Annotated in this window: 14 protein-coding genes; 8 read left to right on the plus strand and 6 right to left on the minus strand. The window is 65.4% G+C overall.

Features of this window, described 5'->3' with window-relative positions; all coding sequences use genetic code 11:
• The first annotated feature begins 320 nt into the window (after positions 1–320).
• The 8 genes from GKE62_RS06810 (at position 321) to GKE62_RS06845 (ending at position 11,071) form a co-directional block, all read left to right on the plus strand.
• On the plus strand, positions 321–2,039 hold the full coding sequence (locus GKE62_RS06810) for a bifunctional diguanylate cyclase/phosphodiesterase (protein WP_230206971.1): 1,719 nt from the start codon (positions 321–323) through the stop codon (positions 2,037–2,039).
• Positions 2,040–2,230: 191 nt separating this feature from the next.
• On the plus strand, positions 2,231–3,193 hold the full coding sequence (gene mdh, locus GKE62_RS06815; protein ID WP_154691590.1) for a malate dehydrogenase: 963 nt from the start codon (positions 2,231–2,233) through the stop codon (positions 3,191–3,193).
• A 103-nt stretch (positions 3,194–3,296) separates the two neighbouring features.
• A complete protein-coding gene (gene sucD, locus GKE62_RS06820; protein ID WP_154691591.1) occupies positions 3,297–4,187 on the plus strand; it encodes a succinate--CoA ligase subunit alpha in 891 nt (296 codons plus the stop codon).
• Between the two features lie 42 nt (positions 4,188–4,229).
• The gene (locus GKE62_RS06825; protein WP_154691592.1) at positions 4,230–7,055 is read left to right on the plus strand and encodes a 2-oxoglutarate dehydrogenase E1 component; all 2,826 of its coding nucleotides are present in this window, start codon (positions 4,230–4,232) and stop codon (positions 7,053–7,055) included.
• Between the two features lie 9 nt (positions 7,056–7,064).
• A complete protein-coding gene (gene odhB / locus GKE62_RS06830) occupies positions 7,065–8,333 on the plus strand; it encodes a 2-oxoglutarate dehydrogenase complex dihydrolipoyllysine-residue succinyltransferase (RefSeq protein ID WP_154691593.1) in 1,269 nt (422 codons plus the stop codon).
• An 8-nt stretch (positions 8,334–8,341) separates the two neighbouring features.
• The gene (lpdA, locus tag GKE62_RS06835) at positions 8,342–9,748 is read left to right on the plus strand and encodes a dihydrolipoyl dehydrogenase (protein ID WP_154691594.1); all 1,407 of its coding nucleotides are present in this window, start codon (positions 8,342–8,344) and stop codon (positions 9,746–9,748) included.
• A 16-nt stretch (positions 9,749–9,764) separates the two neighbouring features.
• Positions 9,765–10,457, plus strand: coding sequence for a PepSY domain-containing protein (locus tag GKE62_RS06840; RefSeq protein WP_154691595.1), 693 nt, complete (start codon positions 9,765–9,767; stop codon positions 10,455–10,457).
• Complete coding sequence (locus GKE62_RS06845) at positions 10,454–11,071, plus strand: trimeric intracellular cation channel family protein (protein ID WP_370516072.1); 618 nt, start codon at positions 10,454–10,456, stop codon at positions 11,069–11,071. The genes GKE62_RS06840 and GKE62_RS06845 overlap by 4 nt, the downstream gene beginning before the upstream one ends.
• A gap of 2 nt (positions 11,072–11,073) precedes the next feature.
• On the opposite strand, the gene GKE62_RS06850 is transcribed toward GKE62_RS06845, so the two are convergent.
• The 6 genes from GKE62_RS06850 to rpsK all read right to left on the minus strand — a co-directional run bounded on the left by GKE62_RS06850 (position 11,074) and on the right by rpsK (position 17,019).
• Entirely contained in the window at positions 11,074–11,826 is a 753-nt protein-coding gene (locus tag GKE62_RS06850; protein ID WP_154691596.1) for a hypothetical protein, read from the minus strand.
• 114 nt (positions 11,827–11,940) lie between these two features.
• A complete protein-coding gene (locus GKE62_RS06855) occupies positions 11,941–12,543 on the minus strand; it encodes a hypothetical protein (protein ID WP_370516073.1) in 603 nt (200 codons plus the stop codon).
• Between the two features lie 113 nt (positions 12,544–12,656).
• Entirely contained in the window at positions 12,657–14,867 is a 2,211-nt protein-coding gene (locus tag GKE62_RS06860; protein ID WP_154691598.1) for a prolyl oligopeptidase family protein, read from the minus strand.
• 87 nt (positions 14,868–14,954) lie between these two features.
• On the minus strand, positions 14,955–15,374 hold the full coding sequence (rplQ, locus tag GKE62_RS06865; RefSeq protein WP_154691599.1) for a 50S ribosomal protein L17: 420 nt from the start codon (positions 15,372–15,374) through the stop codon (positions 14,955–14,957).
• A 100-nt stretch (positions 15,375–15,474) separates the two neighbouring features.
• The gene (locus GKE62_RS06870) at positions 15,475–16,536 is read right to left on the minus strand and encodes a DNA-directed RNA polymerase subunit alpha (protein ID WP_154691600.1); all 1,062 of its coding nucleotides are present in this window, start codon (positions 16,534–16,536) and stop codon (positions 15,475–15,477) included.
• Positions 16,537–16,629: 93 nt separating this feature from the next.
• Positions 16,630–17,019, minus strand: coding sequence for a 30S ribosomal protein S11 (gene rpsK, locus GKE62_RS06875; RefSeq protein ID WP_154691601.1), 390 nt, complete (start codon positions 17,017–17,019; stop codon positions 16,630–16,632).
• Between the last annotated feature and the right edge of the window lie 31 nt (positions 17,020–17,050).

The raw sequence follows: 17,050 nt of genomic DNA on the forward strand, positions 1-17,050 counted from the left end.
GTCTGCGGGCTTGGCTATCGACCCAGATCGAGCTGCCCTGCGTTCGTTAACGATTGCTTGATGATAAATCTCTAGGCGACAAGCAACCTAGGAGCCGAAAGATCGCGCGTTTCCGCCCCAGTTTGCAGTGGCTGTTTCCGACCAGCGCGACGGACGAACACGTCCGGAGGCTTCTGATCGAGAGACTGTACCAGCAACCGAGCAACATGCTCATCGGTGCGCTGTGTGGCATTGTCATGGCATGGTGCGCGGCCGTCGAGGTGGGCGACCCGAGGCTGAGGAACAGTGCGGTACTCCTGACTGCCATCGCAACCGTGCGCATGGTCATGGCCTATCTGCTGCCCCGGCTCCAGTCGCTCAAGAAATCGCTGCTGGAATTGTTGTTCGAAGTCGGGGCGTTCGCTTACGCCGGTGTATGCGGCCTGATCGCCGCGCAGTGTATGGTGCTCAACGCGCCGTCGAGCGTCCAAACACTGACGGTCGCGAACGCGATGAGCTATGGCGCCGCGATGGCGTCGCGCAATGCCGGGCGCCCAGCCATTGCGATCGGCCAACTGGTCCTCGCGGCCGGACCCGTGATCATTGCCGGCGCGATCTCGCCCGATCTCGCGCATCGCGTCCTCGCGGGGATCACAGCGCTATTCCTGCCCGCGATGATCTCCATCTCGGTATCGATCTTCGAAGTGATGCGTACCTCGATCGCCGCCGCCGAGACGAGCACCCGCCTCGCAGAAAAGATGCAGCTCCTTGCCCGGACCGACGTGGTCACCGGGCTGTACAACCGCGCGGGTCTCAACCACCACCTAGTCGAGCGGCTGATGCGGCTTCAGGGCAACCGCAAATTTGCGCTGTTCTGGCTCGATCTCGACCGCTTCAAGGAGGTCAACGACACGCTCGGCCACCCGGTAGGCGACCGGGTGCTGTCTGAAATCGCGACCCGGCTGCGCAAGCAGTGCCCGCCCGACGCCACGATCGCGCGGTTCGGCGGCGACGAGTTCATTATCGCCTGCGAGACCGACAGCCGCGGCGAGCTAGAGACGCTCGCGGCCAGCCTGCTCGAGGCGATCACCCAGCCGATCAGGATCGATGGAGATCGGCTACAGATCCATTCGTCGATGGGCATTGCCATGATGCCCGACGACGGCAACGACATTGACAGCCTGATGCAGGGCGCGGACCTCGCGCTATATCATTCCAAGGTCAACGGGCGGAACCAGTTCAGCTTCTTCGACCCGTCGATGACCCGCGACCTGGTCCGTCGCCGCGAGATCGAATCCGAACTGCGGCTTGCGATCCAGCGCGAAGAGCTCTCGATCTATTTCCAGCCGATCGTCGATCTCGGCACGGGCCGCATTCGCAGTTTCGAAGCCTTGGTCCGCTGGTTCCACCCGGAAAAGGGCGAGCTCAAACCCGACGAATTCATCCCCGTCGCCGAAGAGACCGGGGTCATCATCACGCTGGGCAACTGGATCACTGCGCAGGCCGCCAAGACCGCGGCGCAGTGGCCCGAGGACGTGACCCTATGCGTCAACCTCTCGCCGCTGCAACTGCGCGCGCCGGGTGCGGCGCTGGGCATTCTTGGCGCGATCCGCGAGGCCGGACTGAAGCCTTCTCGGCTAGAACTCGAAATCACCGAGAGCGTGTTCCTCGAGGCCGACGAGACAACGGACAACTTTATCCGCCAGCTCGCCGCCGAAGGGGTCCGCTTCGCGCTCGACGACTTCGGCACCGGCTATTCGTCACTCGGCTATCTCGACAAATATCCCTTCAGCAAGATCAAGATCGACCGCAGCTTCGTTTCGGGGCTCGACGTTGGCCGCAAGAGCGACGCGATCATCCGCGCCGTGGCCGAGATGGCCAATACCCTGGAGATGGAGATCGTCGCCGAAGGGCTCGAGACGGTCGAGCAAGTCCGCGCGGTGCGAGCGGCGGGCTGTACCCTTGGCCAGGGCTATTATTTCAGTCGCGCGGTGCCCGATTATCTCGCCGCGCTGCTGCTGGTGCAAGAACACGAAGGTGCGCGACGGTTGACCGCTTGAGCCGCAAATAGACCTTTCTGCTACTGCGAACCGTTATCAGAAATAAATCCAGTGGTCGGGGTTTTCCCGGTTGCCTTGTCTTTCCCCTACGTCTAGGCCGCTCGTGTTTCGCCGGGTGCCGATCCTCTTGCGGGTAGGAATGGCTGTCCCATAGCGCGTCTGACCCGCGGGATTCCGGGAAGGGGCATGGCATGGCACGCAAGAAGATCGCGCTGATCGGCGCAGGCAATATCGGCGGGACACTGGCGCATCTCGCGGCACAGAAGGAGCTGGGCGACATCGTCCTGTTCGACGTCGTTGAGGGCGTGCCCCAAGGCAAGGCGCTCGATCTGTCGCAGTGCGGCCCGGTCGAAGGCTTCGACGCCAAGATCACCGGCACCAACGATTACGCCGACATCGCCGGGGCCGACGCCATCATCGTCACCGCAGGCGTCCCGCGCAAACCGGGGATGAGCCGCGACGACCTGCTCGGGATCAATCTCAAGGTGATGAAGGCGGTCGGCGAGGGCATCAAGAACCACGCCCCCGGCGCGTTCGTAATCTGCATCACCAACCCGCTCGATGCGATGGTCTGGGCGCTGCGTGAATTCTCCGGCCTGCCGCACAACATGGTGGTCGGGATGGCTGGCGTGCTCGACAGTGCACGATTCAGTCACTTCATCGCCGACGAGTTCAAGGTCTCGGTGCGCGACGTGAACACCTTCGTGCTCGGCGGCCACGGCGACACGATGGTCCCGGTCCCCGCCTATTCGACCGTCAACGGCATCCCCGTGCCAGACCTGATCAAGATGGGCTTGTCGACCAAGGAGCGGATCGACGCGATCGTCCAGCGCACTCGTAGCGGCGGCGGCGAAATCGTCGCGCTGCTCAAGACCGGCTCGGCGTTCTATGCGCCCGCCGCCAGCGGTATCGCCATGGCCGAAGCCTTCCTCAACGACCAGAAGCGCATCCTCCCCAGCGCCGCCTGGGTCCAAGGCGAATACGGCCTCAAGGACCTGTATGTCGGCGTGCCAGTGATGATCGGCGCCGGCGGGGTCGAGAAGGTCATCGAAATCGACCTCGACGACGAAGCCAAGGGCTATCTTCAGGTCAGCGTCGATGCGGTCAATGAGTTGCTGGTGGCGTGCAAGGCAATCGATTCGAGCTTGAACTAGTCCATCCGTGAGGGCCCGCGCACGCGCGGGCCTCAGGCGAGGTCGCGCCGGTCCGACCGAGGTCCCCACCTACTCGGGGACTCACAGCGAGTGTCTTCTCCCCATGAGTATCCTCGTCGACAAGAACACCAAGGTCATCACCCAGGGAATGACCGGGGCGACCGGCACGTTCCACACCGAGCAGGCGCTCGCCTATGGCACGCAGATGGTCGCCGGGGTCACTCCCGGCAAGGGCGGCTCCACCCATATCGGACTGCCGATCTACGACACCGTCCACGACGCCAAGGCCGCCACTGGCGCCACCGCTTCGTGCGTTTATGTGCCGCCGCCGTTCGCCGCCGATTCGATCATGGAGGCGATTGACGCCGGGATCGAGCTGATCGTGTGCATCACCGAAGGCATCCCGGTGCTCGACATGGTCCGGGTCAAGCGCGCGCTGTCGGGGAGCAAATCGCGGCTGATCGGGCCGAATTGCCCCGGCGTGCTGACACCCAACGAGTGCAAGATCGGGATCATGCCCGGATCGATCTTCCACAAGGGCTCGGTCGGCGTGGTCAGCCGCTCGGGTACGCTGACCTATGAGGCGGTCCACCAGACGACGATGGCGGGCCTTGGCCAGACCACCGCGGTGGGCATCGGCGGCGATCCGGTCAACGGCACCAACTTCATCGACGTGCTCGAGCTGTTCATGGCCGACGAGGCGACCAAGTCGATCATCATGATCGGCGAAATCGGCGGCGATGCCGAGGAACAGGCCGCGCAGTTCATCAAGGACGAGGCGAGAGCCGGGCGCAAGAAGCCGATGGTCGGCTTCATCGCCGGGCTCACCGCGCCTCCCGGCCGCCGCATGGGCCACGCCGGGGCGATCGTCTCGGGCGGCAAGGGCGGCGCGGGCGACAAGATCGCGGCAATGGAAGAAGCGGGCATCCGCGTCTCCCCCTCGCCCGCCGAACTTGGAACCACTCTGGCGGCGATGCTTAAGGAAACGGTTTAAGCCGCCGTCCTTCGCGCTGACGCGCGCAACCGGACAACGACAATGGGTCAAGAACTTCACGATTTCCTCCCCGCGATGGAGCCGGGCGAGGCGCAGCCCGGCCCCAGCTGGGCGCGCGGCAACTGGCGGGACGGCACGACCGAGGACGACCTGACCGCGGCGCTCGATCCGCTGGCGATGCAGGTCGCGATCAAGAAGGCAGCGGAGAAGGCGGGAACGGCAACCGACGCCGCCTCGGTCGAGCAGGCCGCGGGCGACAGCATCCGCGCAATGATGCTGATCCGCACCTATCGTGTGCGCGGCCACCTTGCCGCGCAGCTCGATCCGCTCGGCCTTACCAAGCAGGACTTGCCGCCCGACCTGACCCCCGAGTACCACGGCTTCAGCGGTGCGGCGCTCGACCGTCCCGTCTATCTCGGCGGCGCGCTCAACCTCGAATGGTGCAGTGTGCGCCAGCTCGTCGACATCCTGCGCGCCAACTATTGCGGCAAGGTCGGCCTCGAATACATGCACATCGCGGATGTCGAAGAGCGGCGGTTCCTGCAAGAGCGGTTCGAGGGCGCGGACAAGTCGATCGACTTCACGCCGGAGGGCAAGAAGGCAATCCTGGGCGCGGTAATCCGCGGCGAGCAGTACGAGAAGTTCCTCGGCAAGAAATACGTCGGGACCAAGCGCTTCGGGCTCGACGGCGGCGAATCGATGATTCCCGCGCTCGAAGCGGTGATCAAGCAGGGCGGCCAGCTCGGCATCAAGGAAATAGTCTACGGCATGGCCCACCGGGGCCGCCTCAACGTGCTCGCCAACGTGATGGCCAAGCCCTACCGCGTGATCTTCCACGAATTCTCTGGCGGCTCCTCCAACCCCGACGACGTCGGTGGGTCGGGCGACGTCAAATACCACCTCGGCACCTCGACCGACCGCGAGTTCGACGGGATCAAGGTCCACATGAGCCTCGTCCCCAACCCCAGCCACCTCGAGGCGGTCGATCCGGTCGTGCTCGGCAAGGTCCGCGCGACGCAGGTGCTGCGCGACGATGCGATCAAGCACGACCAGGTTCTGCCCGTATTGATCCACGGCGACGCGGCGTTCGCCGGACAGGGGATCGTATGGGAGTGCTTCGGATTTTCGGGCATTCGCGGCTACAACACCGGCGGCGCGATCCACTTCGTCATCAACAACCAGATCGGCTTCACCACCAGCCCGCAGTTCGCGCGCTCCTCGCCCTACCCCTCGGACGTCGCCAAGGGCGTGCAGGCGCCGATCCTCCACGTCAACGGCGATGATCCCGAGGCGGTCACCTTCGCCTGCAAGCTGGCGATGGAGTTCCGCCAGAAATTCAAACGCGACGTGGTGATCGACATGTGGTGCTATCGCCGCTTCGGCCACAACGAGGGCGACGAACCGAGCTTCACCCAGCCGCTGATGTATGCGCAGATCCGCCAGCATCCACCCGTCAGCGCGCTCTACGCCGCGCGGCTGGTCGAGCAGAAGGTGATCGGCGAGGGCTTTGCGGACGAGACCGCGGCGGCGTTCGTCGCGCATCTCGAGGAAGAGTTTGCCGGGTCGAAAAGCTACAAGCCAAACGAGGCCGACTGGTTTGCGGGGCGCTGGAGCGGCCTGAATAAGCCCGCCGACCCGGTCGGCGCGCGGCGCAACGTGCCCACCGGTATCGATCGCAAACTGTTCGATAGCCTCGGCCGCACCCTGACCACCGTCCCTGCCAGCCTGACGATCCACAAGACGCTCGCCCGGGTCATCGACGCCAAGCGCGAGATGTTCGCCAACGGCAGCGGCTTCGATTGGGCAACCGCCGAGGCGCTGGCGTTCGGCTCGCTGATCTCCGAAGGTTTCGGGGTGCGCCTGTCGGGTCAGGATTCGGGCCGCGGCACGTTTAGCCAGCGCCACGCGGTGTGGGTCGATCAAACCGACGAGCACCGCTTTGTCCCGCTGTGGTCGGTTCCGCACGGGCGTTTCGAGGTGCTCGACAGCACGTTGTCCGAATTCGGCGTGCTCGGCTTTGAATACGGCTATGCGCTCGCCGATCCCAAGACGCTGGTGCTGTGGGAGGCGCAGTTCGGCGATTTCGCCAACGGGGCGCAGACGATCATCGACCAGTTCATCGCCGCTGGCGAGGCCAAGTGGCTGCGCGCCAACGGCTTGGTGATGCTGCTGCCGCACGGCTACGAAGGCCAGGGGCCGGAGCACTCCTCCGCGCGGCTCGAGCGGTTTCTCCAGCTCTGCGCGCAGGACAACATCCAGGTCTGCAACATCACCTCGCCGGCCAACTATTTCCACGTCCTGCGCCGCCAGATGCACCGCGGCTTCCGCAAGCCGCTGGTGATCATGGCGCCCAAGTCGCTGCTACGGCATCCATTGGCCAAATCGGCGACGGAGGACTTCGTCGGCGAAGGCCACTTCCGCCGGATCCTGTCCGATCCCAATGGAGCCGACGACGCGAAGACCAAACGCTTGGTCCTGTGCTCGGGCAAGGTCGCCTACGACCTGATGGAAGCGCGCGACGCGGCGGCACGCGACGATATCCAGATCGTGCGGATCGAGCAGCTCTATCCCTTCCCCGAGGAGGCGCTGGAGATCCGCCTGGCCAGGATGACCGCGCTGGAAGACGTGGTCTGGTGCCAGGAAGAGCCGCGCAACAACGGCGGCTGGTTCTTCGTCGAAGGCTGCATCGAACAGGCGCTCAAGGGTGCGGGGGTCAAACCGCAGCGCCCGCGCTATGCCGGGCGCTCCGCCAGCGCCTCACCCGCCACCGGACTCGCCAGCCGCCACACGATGGAACAGGGCGCGCTCGTCGCCGATGCGCTCGGGCTGTCGGTCCGCACCGAAATTCGCCGCCGCAAGAAGGCCTGAGGGAATACCATGTCCAGCCAAGTCAAAGTCCCCACGCTCGGCGAGAGCGTTGCCGAGGCGACCATCGGCCAGTGGCTCAAGCAACCCGGCGACGCGGTCAATCTCGACGAGCCGATCGCCAGCCTTGAAACCGACAAGGTCGCGGTCGAGGTTCCTGCGCCTGCTTCGGGTGTGATGGGCGCGCTCCAGGCCAAGGAAGGTGACACCGTGCTGGTCGGTGCGATCATCGCGACCATCGAGGATTCGGCCCCCGCCGCGGGTGCCGAGCCGGTCGCCGCGCGCGAGGAGAAGGCCCAGCCCCCCGCGTCCGACACGATGCCGCCCAAGGCCGATCCGGCGTCGACTCCGCCTCCGGCCGCCGCGCTCGATGCTGCCACGCTCTCGCCCGCGGTGCGCCGCGCGGTGCTTGAGCACGGGATCGACCCCAGCCGGGTCAAGGGTTCGGGCCGAGACGGCCGGTTGACGAAGGAGGACGTGCTGGCGGCGGCGCAGGCCAAGTCGGCTCCGTCCGCCCCAAGTGCCCCTGCCCAGCCTGCCCCAGTCGAAGGCCTCGCGCCCTCAACCGCGCCGTCCGGCGAGCGCAAGACCGAACGGGTCAAGATGACCCGGATGCGCCAGACGATCGCCAAGCGGCTGAAGAGCGCGCAAGACACCGCCGCGCTGCTCACGACCTTCAACGATTGCGACATGTCCGCAGTGATGGCCGCGCGCGACAAGTACAAAGACAGCTTCGAGAAGAAGCACGGGGTCAAGCTCGGCTTCATGAGCTTCTTCGCCAAAGCGGCGTGCCTGGCGATCCGCGATATCCCATCGGTCAATGCTCAGATCGAAGGCGATGAGATCGTCTACTTCGACTACGTCGATCTGTCGGTGGCGGTCTCGGCACCCAATGGGCTGGTCGTCCCAGTGGTGCGCAATGCCGATGCGTTGTCGTTCGCCGGAATTGAAAAGGCCATCGGCGACCTTGGGCGCCGCGCCAAGGACGGCAGCCTGACGATGGAGGACATGGCCGGGGGCACCTTCACCATCTCCAACGGCGGGATTTTCGGCGGGCTGATGAGCACACCGATCATCAACCCTCCGCAGTCGGCGGTGCTCGGCCTCCACCGCATCGAAGACCGCCCGGTGGTCCGCGACGGCGAGATCGTGATCCGTCCGATGATGTATCTGGCGCTTAGCTACGACCATCGTCTGATCGACGGCCGCGAGGCGGTGACGGCCTTGAAGACGATCAAGGAAGCGATCGAGGATCCCACGCGCCTGCTGATCGATTTGTGAGACCCCGGATGGCTGACCAAACCTACGACTACGACGTTCTCGTCATCGGCGCCGGTCCGGGCGGTTACGTCGCCGCGATCCGCGCGGCGCAATTGGGGCTGAAGACCGCCTGCGCCGAGAGCCGCGCGACATTGGGCGGGACCTGCCTCAACGTCGGCTGCATTCCGTCCAAGGCGCTGCTCCACGGCAGCGAGTTCTTCGAGGAAGCGCACGACGGGACGCTGGCGAAATTCGGGGTCAAGATGTCGGGTGTCGAACTCGACCTGCCTGCGCTCCAGGCCGAGAAGGACAAGGCGGTCAAGGAGCTGACCGGGGGAATCGCGTTCCTGTTCAAAAAGAACAAGGTCGATTGGCTCAACGGGCGCGCGACGTTCGTCGACGCGCGTACGGTGAGCATCGACGGCAAGGCGGTAACGGCGAAGAATATCGTCATCGCGACCGGCTCATCGGTCACCCCGCTGCCTGGCGTGGAAGTCGACAATGTCCAAGGACTGATTGTCGATTCCACCGGCGGGCTCGCGCTCGACCGGGTGCCCAAACACATGGTGGTCATCGGCGGCGGGGTGATCGGGCTCGAGCTGGGCAGCGTTTGGCGGCGGCTCGGAGCCAAGGTCACGGTGGTCGAATTCCTCGACCAGCTTCTCCCCGGCATGGACGGCGAGGTCCGCAAGGAATCAGCCAAGTTGTTCAAGAAGCAGGGCATGGAGTTGCGCCTTTCGACCAAGGTTACCGGCGCGACGGTGAAGGGCAAGACCGTGACGCTAACCCTCGAGCCTTCGTCGGGCGGCGCTTCCGAATCGCTTGAGGCCGATTGCGTTCTCGTCTCGATCGGACGGCGACCCAACACCGAAGGGCTAGGCCTGGAAGCGCTCGGGCTGGAACTCAACAAGCGCGGGCAGATCGAGACCGACGACGATTTCCGTACCAAGATCGATGGCGTGTGGGCGATCGGCGACGTCATCCCTGGCCCCATGCTTGCGCACAAGGCCGAGGACGAGGGCATTGCCGTCGCCGAAAACATTGCGGGGCAGACCGGGATCGTCAATCACGCGGTGATCCCAAGCGTGGTCTACACGATGCCCGAGATCGCCGGGGTCGGACTAACCGAAGAGGACGCCAAGGCGAACGGCCCGATCAAGGTCGGAAAATTCCCGATGACGGCCAACAGCCGCGCCAAGACCAACCGCGAGCCCGACGGCTTCGTCAAGGTCATCGCCGATGCCCAAACCGACCGCGTTGTCGGAGTATGGATCGTCGCTAGCCTTGCGGGCACGATGATCGCCGAGGCCGCACTAGCGATGGAGTTCGGCGCCACGTCAGAGGACATCGCGTACACCTGCCACGCCCACCCGACCCACGCCGAGGCGCTCAAGGAAGCGGCAATGGCGGTTACCGGCAAGCCGATTCACATCTGACCGCGCGGGCTTCGCCATGAACCCTCGGCGCTGGCGGCGAACACTGCTTCGCTACCACCTTTGGCTCGGCTGGCTGATCGCAGTGCCACTGCTGTTGTGGACCATTTCGGGGCTGGTGATGGTCGCCAGGCCCATCGAGACAGTGCGCGGGAGCGACTTGCGCGCCGAACTGCCGCCGCTCCCGGCGACGACGGTTTATCCGCCGACAATTCACAGCACGGCGGATTCGCTGACGCTCAAGCAGACCGCGCTGGGTCCACGCTGGATCGTTGCGCTGGGCGAAGACCGCTACGCCGCCGACCCACGCGACGGGCGCAAGCTACCCGCCCTCGACCGGGCGCAGGCGATCGCGGCGGCACTCGGCTATCGCAAGCCAGCCACGCGCGTGACCTCGGCCCGCTGGACCGATGCCCAACATGCGCCACTCGACCTGCGTCAGCCGCGCCCTGCGTGGGCGGTGCGCTTCACGGACGGAGCACGGTTTTACATCGATGCGGATACCGGCGAGTTGCTCGCCGTTCGCACAGATTTCTGGCGGTTCTACGACGTCATGTGGGGTTTGCACATCATGGACCTGCAAGCACGCGAGGACGCCCATCACCCGGTGCTGATCGCGTTTGCGGCGCTGGCGGCGGCGGCAACCTTGCTGGCGATACTCTTGATGATCGTGCGCTATGTTCCGCGCCGGCTCGCTAGGCCCGTCGATTGATCGACGCCGCGCTGCCCGCTTTGCCCCCGGCGCTCGATCTGGCGGGCACCGCCGTGTTCGCGCTGACCGGCGCATTGCTTGCCGCCCGACTGCGCCAGACGTTCGTGACGATGGCGTTTTTCGCGCTAATCACCGGCGTCGGGGGCGGTACTGTGCGTGATCTGCTGATCGGCGCGCCGGTGTTCTGGGTCCGCGATCCCTGGGTTGCGCCGATCTGCCTGGGCGTGGCGCTTGTCGCCTGGTTCGCGCCGCAAGTCTGGTGGCAGAACCGGCTCCTCGAATGGCTAGATGCTGCAGGACTCGCCGCCTACGCGACGCTAGGCGCGGCCAAGGCGCTGGTGTTCGGCATCGCACCGGTTCCGGCGGTGGTGATGGGGGTAGTCACCGGCTGCGTCGGCGGGATCGTCCGCGATGTGCTGGCCGGACGCCCCTCGATCCTCATGCGGCCCGAACTGTACGTCACCGCCGCCGCGCTTTCCGCCAGCCTGTGCGTGCTCGGCCGGCTCGCGAACCTGCCCAATGCCATGACCTGGGCACTCGCCGTGCTCGGCGGCTTCGCCTTGCGCGGTGCCGCGCTTACCTGGGGGTTGGCCCTACCCGGCCATCGCGGCTGAGTTCAGCGGCCGCGCGGGTCGGGGAAATCGGGGGTGCGGCCGGTGGCGTAGCGATCGTCGTCGCCGCTCGGCGGCACCGGGGCGTCGGCGGCAGCATGATCGCCCAGCCCAACATAGACCTTGCCATTGCCATCGACCGAGCAGGTGAATTCGCGGCCGTTGCGGTAGTCGCCCTTGACCCGCCATTCGCCGTCGACCTTATCGACATCGAAAATTTCGTCGATTTCGCCCGAACGCGCCGCCTCTGCCGAGCAGGCATTCACCGCCCGGTCGGTTTCGCGGCTGTCGAGCCCTCCGGAATCACGCCCTTCAACGCGGCTGTCGTTGTAGTCGTATGGTCGATCCGGACCATCTGTGTCGGCAGGACGGCCGTAGGCTTGCTCGGGCGCGCGCGTGCCATCGCTGCGGTAGCCATACGATTGGTCCGAATATTCGCCCCCAGTATAGTCGCGCCCGGCGGTGCGATCGTCGCTGCGTTCTTCCTTGTCCTTGTCGATTGCGGCGGCGACCGCGGCGATGCCGCCGCCGATCAAAAGCACGCCCAGCAGGTCGCCACCATCAAACCCGTCATGGTGACGGCGATAGCGGCCCCAGCGATGGTCATTGAACGTCTCGTCGGCGCTGCTCCAGGCAGGAGCCTCAGCCGGGCGAGCGCTGAGCGGCACGGTAATCGGGACGGTCCGCGTGGCGGCCACAACCGGCGAGACGATCATCGTGAGGCTGGCCAGCACAGCGGCGGCTCGAAGAATGGTCATGGCTCGCGACTCCCCCTAAACGCGCCGACCAAAGTCGTTGCGTGCAAAAAGCTAGGCGGCCCAGGCTTACCAAAGCCTGAACCGCCCAGCTCGTTTCATCGCGTTTTGCGGGACTTAGCGGAGTCCGCGGATCCCGTCGAAGTCGAGATCGACCACCCGACCGTATTCGACCCGGCACTTGAAGCTGCCCGCGTCATAGCCGCGCAGGTTGTCGTTCCAGCCGCGATAGTCGTTGTTCCAGCCGTTGCCGTAATAGCTGTCCCCACGGCGCCAGCCACGGTTCTGGCTGTTCACTGCGATCCGGCCGCGTACGGTGTAGCCGCGGCTATTGCGGTCGACCGCGCGGATATCGGTAACGTCGGCGCGGCCGTAGCTGTAGCGGCTCGCCTGGTTCTCGGCAGTGGCGACGCACTGTTCGATCGCCTGACGCGGGTTGCCGTTGCGATAGCCGTAACGATCGTAGCGGTTGTTGTAGCCATAGCGGTCGTCGTAACGATAGCTGTCGTTATAGCCGCCGGTCGGATAGCCGTAGCTGTAGCCACGATCGCGATCGTTGCCAATCGCACCTGCAACCGCGGCGATCCCGCCGAGCACCACCGCACCGGCGATCACGTCGCCGACATCGATGCCGTCATGGCGGTCACGCGCCAGTGCGGGACTGGCGGTGGAGACCAGAGCCGCAGCCGCGGCACCGGTTCCGAGGAGAGCTTTGGTCATGATATTCATGGCTCGAAATCCTTCTTCGTCCCGGACCTTTTCCGGGGTCGAGTGGGGATTTAGCGATTAGCCAATGAGGCAAGGCTGAATTGGCACGACAGCCATCGTTAATATTATTTCGGAGAACTATGAACGAGTGATGCGGGAGTGGACTGGGACCCGGCACGCGTCAACCCGGTCCAGTAAGCCATAAACGCCAAGACATCCGCCCCGCTTTCAATCACCTTGTCGGTCGGCTTGCCCGACCCATGGCCCGCTCGCGTTTCGACCCGGATCAGCCGGGGTTTGTTCCCAAGCTCAGCAGCCTGGAGCGCGGCCACGTATTTGAAGCTGTGCGCGGGAACGACCCGGTCGTCGGTATCGGCCGTGGTCACCAGCACCGCCGGATAGTCCGCCTTTCGAATATTGTGATAGGGAGAATAGGCGCGCAGCACGCGCCAGTCCGCCTCGCGTGCGGGGCTGCCGTAGTCTTCGGTCCAATACCGTCCGGCGGTGAAGCGGTCGAACCGGAGCATGTCCATCACCCCGACGTCGGGATTAGCCGCGGCGAAGAGGCCGGGCCGCTGGTTGATCACCGCGCCGACCAGCAAGCCGCCGTTCGACCCGCCCTGAATCGCCAGGCCATCGCGGGGCGTGATCCCCTGCGCGATAAGGTACTCGCCCGCGGCGATGAAATCGTCGAAAGTGTTCTGCTTGTTCGCCCCGCTTCCCGCCGCGTGCCATTCGCGCCCGTATTCGCCGCCGCCGCGCACGTTGGCGATGGCGAAGGCGCCGCCGGCCTCGAGCCACGCCATCCGTACCGCTGAAAAGCCGGGCACGAGCGAAACGTCGAACCCGCCGTAGCCATAGAGGATCGTCGGCAACGGCTGTTTCGCCGCCGCAGCTCGCCGGTTGCGGATCACGAACAGCGGTACGCGGGTACCGTCCTTCGACTCGTAGAAGCGCTGCTCGATCGCGTAATCGACGGGATCGAAGCCCAGCCGGGGCACTGCGAACGGGGTGGTGCGCCCGCTCGCCATGTCCAGCCGGTAGACCGACGCGGGCCGGTTGAAGCTGGAGAACGAATAGAACGATTCCGGATCTCCCGGGCGCCCGTCGAAGCCCGCAGCGGTGCCGATGCCGTTGAGCACGATCGCCCGCGCTGGTCGTCCGTGGAGGTCGAGGATCACCGCTCGGGTCGCGGCGTCCTTGAGGTAGGACAGGATCAGCCGGTCGCCCACGACGTTGGCCGCCTCCAGCTTGTCGAGGGTTTGCGGCACGACTTCACGCCACTGCGGCGAGGGCTGCGCCAGATCGATCGACACCAGGCGATAGCGCGGGGCCGCTGCGTCGGTGACGAACCAAAGCCGCGTGCCCAGCCCGTCGACCAGTCGCCAATCATGCGTGAAATCCCCGACCAGCTCGCGCGATTGCCATCCGCGATCCGCGCGCCGACGCAAGTCGATGACGTGGATGTCGCGGCGCAGGGCGGTGCCTTCCGACGTGGAGATCACCGCCCAGCGTCCGTCGGCGGTGACTTGGGCAAAGTGGTTGCGTTCGGGATGATCGGCGCTGGCGTAGACTAGCTGATCGGCCGATTGAGGCGTACCGAGGCGATGAAACCACACCGCATGACCGCTGTTGGGCGAGAGATAGTCCGGGTCGGTCTCGCCCTGGGGAAAGCGCGAGTAAAGCAGGCCTTCGTCGCCAAGCCACGCCAGTCCTGAATACTTCACCCCGCGCAACTCGTCCGGCAGGGTCAGCCCGCCGGCAACATCGGCAAAGCGCACCGTGCGCCAGTCGCTGCCGCCGTCCTGCACCGAGAACGCCAGGTAGGTCCCCTTGCGCGACGGTTCCCACTGATCGAGCGCCGCCGTCCCATCCTGCGACCACAGATTGGGATCGAGCAACAGCTTCGAGACGCCGTCGAAGCCCTTGCGCCAATAGAGCACGAACTGATTCTGCAAGCCCGAATTGCGGGTGAAAAAATAGCGCCCCCCGGCCTTCTTGGGGATACCGAAACGCTCGTAGTCGAGCAGTCGGCGAATGCTGGCGGCGAATCCGTCGCGACCGGGCAGGCGGTCGAGATAGTCACGGGAAACCGCGTTCTGGCGCCGCACCCAGTCCGCTACGGCGGGATCGCGGCGGACGTCGTTCTCGAGCCAGCGATACGGATCGGCGACCCGTTCACCGAATGCGGTTTCGATCACATTGTCGCGGCGCGTCGAAGGGTAGTTCGGCCGGGGCACCGCCACACCCTGCGGCAAGGTGTCCGCGCTCAGCGGCACAGCGACCAGCGTCGCGGCCGCAACCGCGCCGGCGAGCCACCGCACAAGCTGAAACATCGATCTCTCCGCGGCCTCGACGGCCCGCGGGCAATCTAGCACCGGCTGCGGGAGCTGCCTATCGCGGCAGCAGCGCCGAAGCAGAAATCACGCCTCGGCGAAATCTTCGTCGGTCTGCACCGGGCCCGAATCCTGGCCCTTGGCCGAAACGTCGCGATCGACCAGCTCGATGATCGCGATGGGAGCGGCGTCCGAGGCGCGGATGCCAGCCTTAATCACCCGCGTGTAGCCGCCGCTGCGGCCTTCGTAGCGCGCGGCCAGCACGTCGAACAGCTTGGTCAGTTGGGTCTCGTCGAGCAACCGGGCGTGGGCCAGGCGGCGGTTGGAGAGACCACCGTGCTTGCCCAGCGTGATCAGCTTTTCGACATAGGGACGCAGCTCGCGCGCCTTGGGCAGCGTGGTGGTGATCTGCTCGTGCTTGATCAGCGAGGCGGCCATGTTGCGCAGCATCGCGATGCGGTGGGCGCCGGTACGCTGCAGCTTACGCTGCCCCATCTTGTGACGCATGTTCGTTACTCCGTTCGTAGCGGGGCCGTATCAGGTACCCCGGTCCTGGTCGGTAAGGCCGACCGCCTGCTCTCTCTCTTGAGGGGAGAGAGCTAAGTCATCAGCCCAGCAGTTCCTGCTCGAGCTTCTTGGCCATTTCCTCGATGTTCTCGGGCGGCCAGCCGGGGATGTCCATGCCCAGGCGCAGGCCCATCGAGCTGAGGACTTCCTTGATCTCGTTGAGCGACTTGCGGCCGAAGTTCGGGGTGCGCAGCATCTCGGCCTCGGTCTTCTGAACCAGATCGCCGATGTAGATGATGTTGTCGTTCTTGAGGCAGTTGGCCGAACGCACCGACAGCTCCAGCTCGTCGACCTTCTTGAGCAGGTAACGGTTGAGCTGGTTGGTGTCGCTCTCGTCCGCGGTGTGCGCGGGAAGGCCGGCCATCGACGGGACGTGGGTGCCCGAAGGCATGCTGTCGTCGAAGTGGACGAAGAGCGCGAGCTGGTCCTGAAGAATCCGCGCGGCGTAGGCCACGGCATCTTCCGGAGTCACGGTGCCATCGGTCTCGATCGTCAGGCTCAGCTTGTCGAAATCGAGTTCCTGCCCGACGCGAGCGTTATCGACCTTGTAGCTCACCTGGCGCACCGGAGAGTACAGCGAATCGACCGGAATCAGCCCGATCGGGGCATCGACCGGGCGGTTGCCCACGGCGGGAACGTAGCCCTTGCCGGTATCGGCGGTCAGCTCCATGTTGAGCGTCGCGCCTTCATCGAGGTGGCAGATCACAAGATCCTTGTTCATGATCTCGATGTCGCCCGACACGGCGATGTCGCCGGCCTTGACCTCGGCGGGGCCGGTCACCGCAAGCTGGAGCCGCTTGGGCCCCTCGCCCTGCATCCGGATCGCGATCTGCTTGACGTTGAGGACGATGTCGGTGACGTCCTCGCGCACGCCGGCCAGCGACGAGAACTCGTGGAGCACGTTCTCGATCTTGATCGAGGTGATCGAGGCGCCCTGCAGGCTCGAGAGCAGCACGCGGCGCAGCGCGTTGCCCAGGGTCAGGCCAAACCCGCGCTCGAGCGGCTCGGCGACGAAGGTCGCGCGGCGCTTGTCCGAACCGGTCTTGACCTCGAGGTTGTTGGGCTTCTTGAGTTCCTGCCAGTTCTTGATGTTGACAGTCATGGACTTCCCCTAGGGTGGTTCAGGGCGCTCTGCCGCGGGCCCGCGGCGAAGCAGAATAACGGCCGGGGCGCCTAAGCGCTCCGGCGGGCAGATTCAGACGCGGCGGCGCTTCGACGGGCGGACGCCGTTGTGCGGGATCGCGGTCACATCTCTGATCGAGGTGATCGTGAAGCCCACCGCCTGCAACGCCCGCAGCGCGCTCTCGCGGCCCGAGCCGGGGCCCTTGACCTCGACCTCGAGCGTGCGGACGCCGTGTTCGGCGGCCTTCTTGCCGGCGTCGTCGGCCGCGACCTGCGCGGCATACGGCGTCGACTTGCGGCTACCCTTGAACCCCATCGCCCCCGCGCTCGACCACGAAATGGCGTTGCCCTGGGCGTCGGTGATGGTGATCATGGTGTTGTTGAAGCTGGCGTTGACGTGCGCCACGCCGCTGGAGATGTTCTTGCGCTCGCGCTTTTTGATGCGCTGGGGTTCGCGTGCCATTGGTTCGGTCCTCGTAGCTGGAAAAAGGGAA

It is taken from the genome of Novosphingobium sp. Gsoil 351 (genome assembly GCF_009707465.1).
Classification (GTDB): Bacteria; Pseudomonadota; Alphaproteobacteria; order Sphingomonadales; family Sphingomonadaceae; genus Novosphingobium.

Coding starts and splice junctions, on each gene's coding strand:
- GKE62_RS06825 (WP_154691592.1), top strand. CDS start 4,230: ATGGGTCAAGAACTTCACGATTTCCTCCCCGCGATGGAGCCGGGCGAG.
- odhB (WP_154691593.1), top strand. CDS start 7,065: ATGTCCAGCCAAGTCAAAGTCCCCACGCTCGGCGAGAGCGTTGCCGAG.
- sucD (WP_154691591.1), top strand. CDS start 3,297: ATGAGTATCCTCGTCGACAAGAACACCAAGGTCATCACCCAGGGAATG.
- GKE62_RS06860 (WP_154691598.1), bottom strand. CDS start 14,867: ATGTTTCAGCTTGTGCGGTGGCTCGCCGGCGCGGTTGCGGCCGCGACG.
- GKE62_RS06855 (WP_370516073.1), bottom strand. CDS start 12,543: ATGACCAAAGCTCTCCTCGGAACCGGTGCCGCGGCTGCGGCTCTGGTC.
- mdh (WP_154691590.1), top strand. CDS start 2,231: ATGGCACGCAAGAAGATCGCGCTGATCGGCGCAGGCAATATCGGCGGG.
- lpdA (WP_154691594.1), top strand. CDS start 8,342: ATGGCTGACCAAACCTACGACTACGACGTTCTCGTCATCGGCGCCGGT.
- rpsK (WP_154691601.1), bottom strand. CDS start 17,019: ATGGCACGCGAACCCCAGCGCATCAAAAAGCGCGAGCGCAAGAACATC.
- GKE62_RS06870 (WP_154691600.1), bottom strand. CDS start 16,536: ATGACTGTCAACATCAAGAACTGGCAGGAACTCAAGAAGCCCAACAAC.
- GKE62_RS06850 (WP_154691596.1), bottom strand. CDS start 11,826: ATGACCATTCTTCGAGCCGCCGCTGTGCTGGCCAGCCTCACGATGATC.
- GKE62_RS06840 (WP_154691595.1), top strand. CDS start 9,765: ATGAACCCTCGGCGCTGGCGGCGAACACTGCTTCGCTACCACCTTTGG.
- rplQ (WP_154691599.1), bottom strand. CDS start 15,374: ATGCGTCACAAGATGGGGCAGCGTAAGCTGCAGCGTACCGGCGCCCAC.
- GKE62_RS06810 (WP_230206971.1), top strand. CDS start 321: ATGGTCATGGCCTATCTGCTGCCCCGGCTCCAGTCGCTCAAGAAATCG.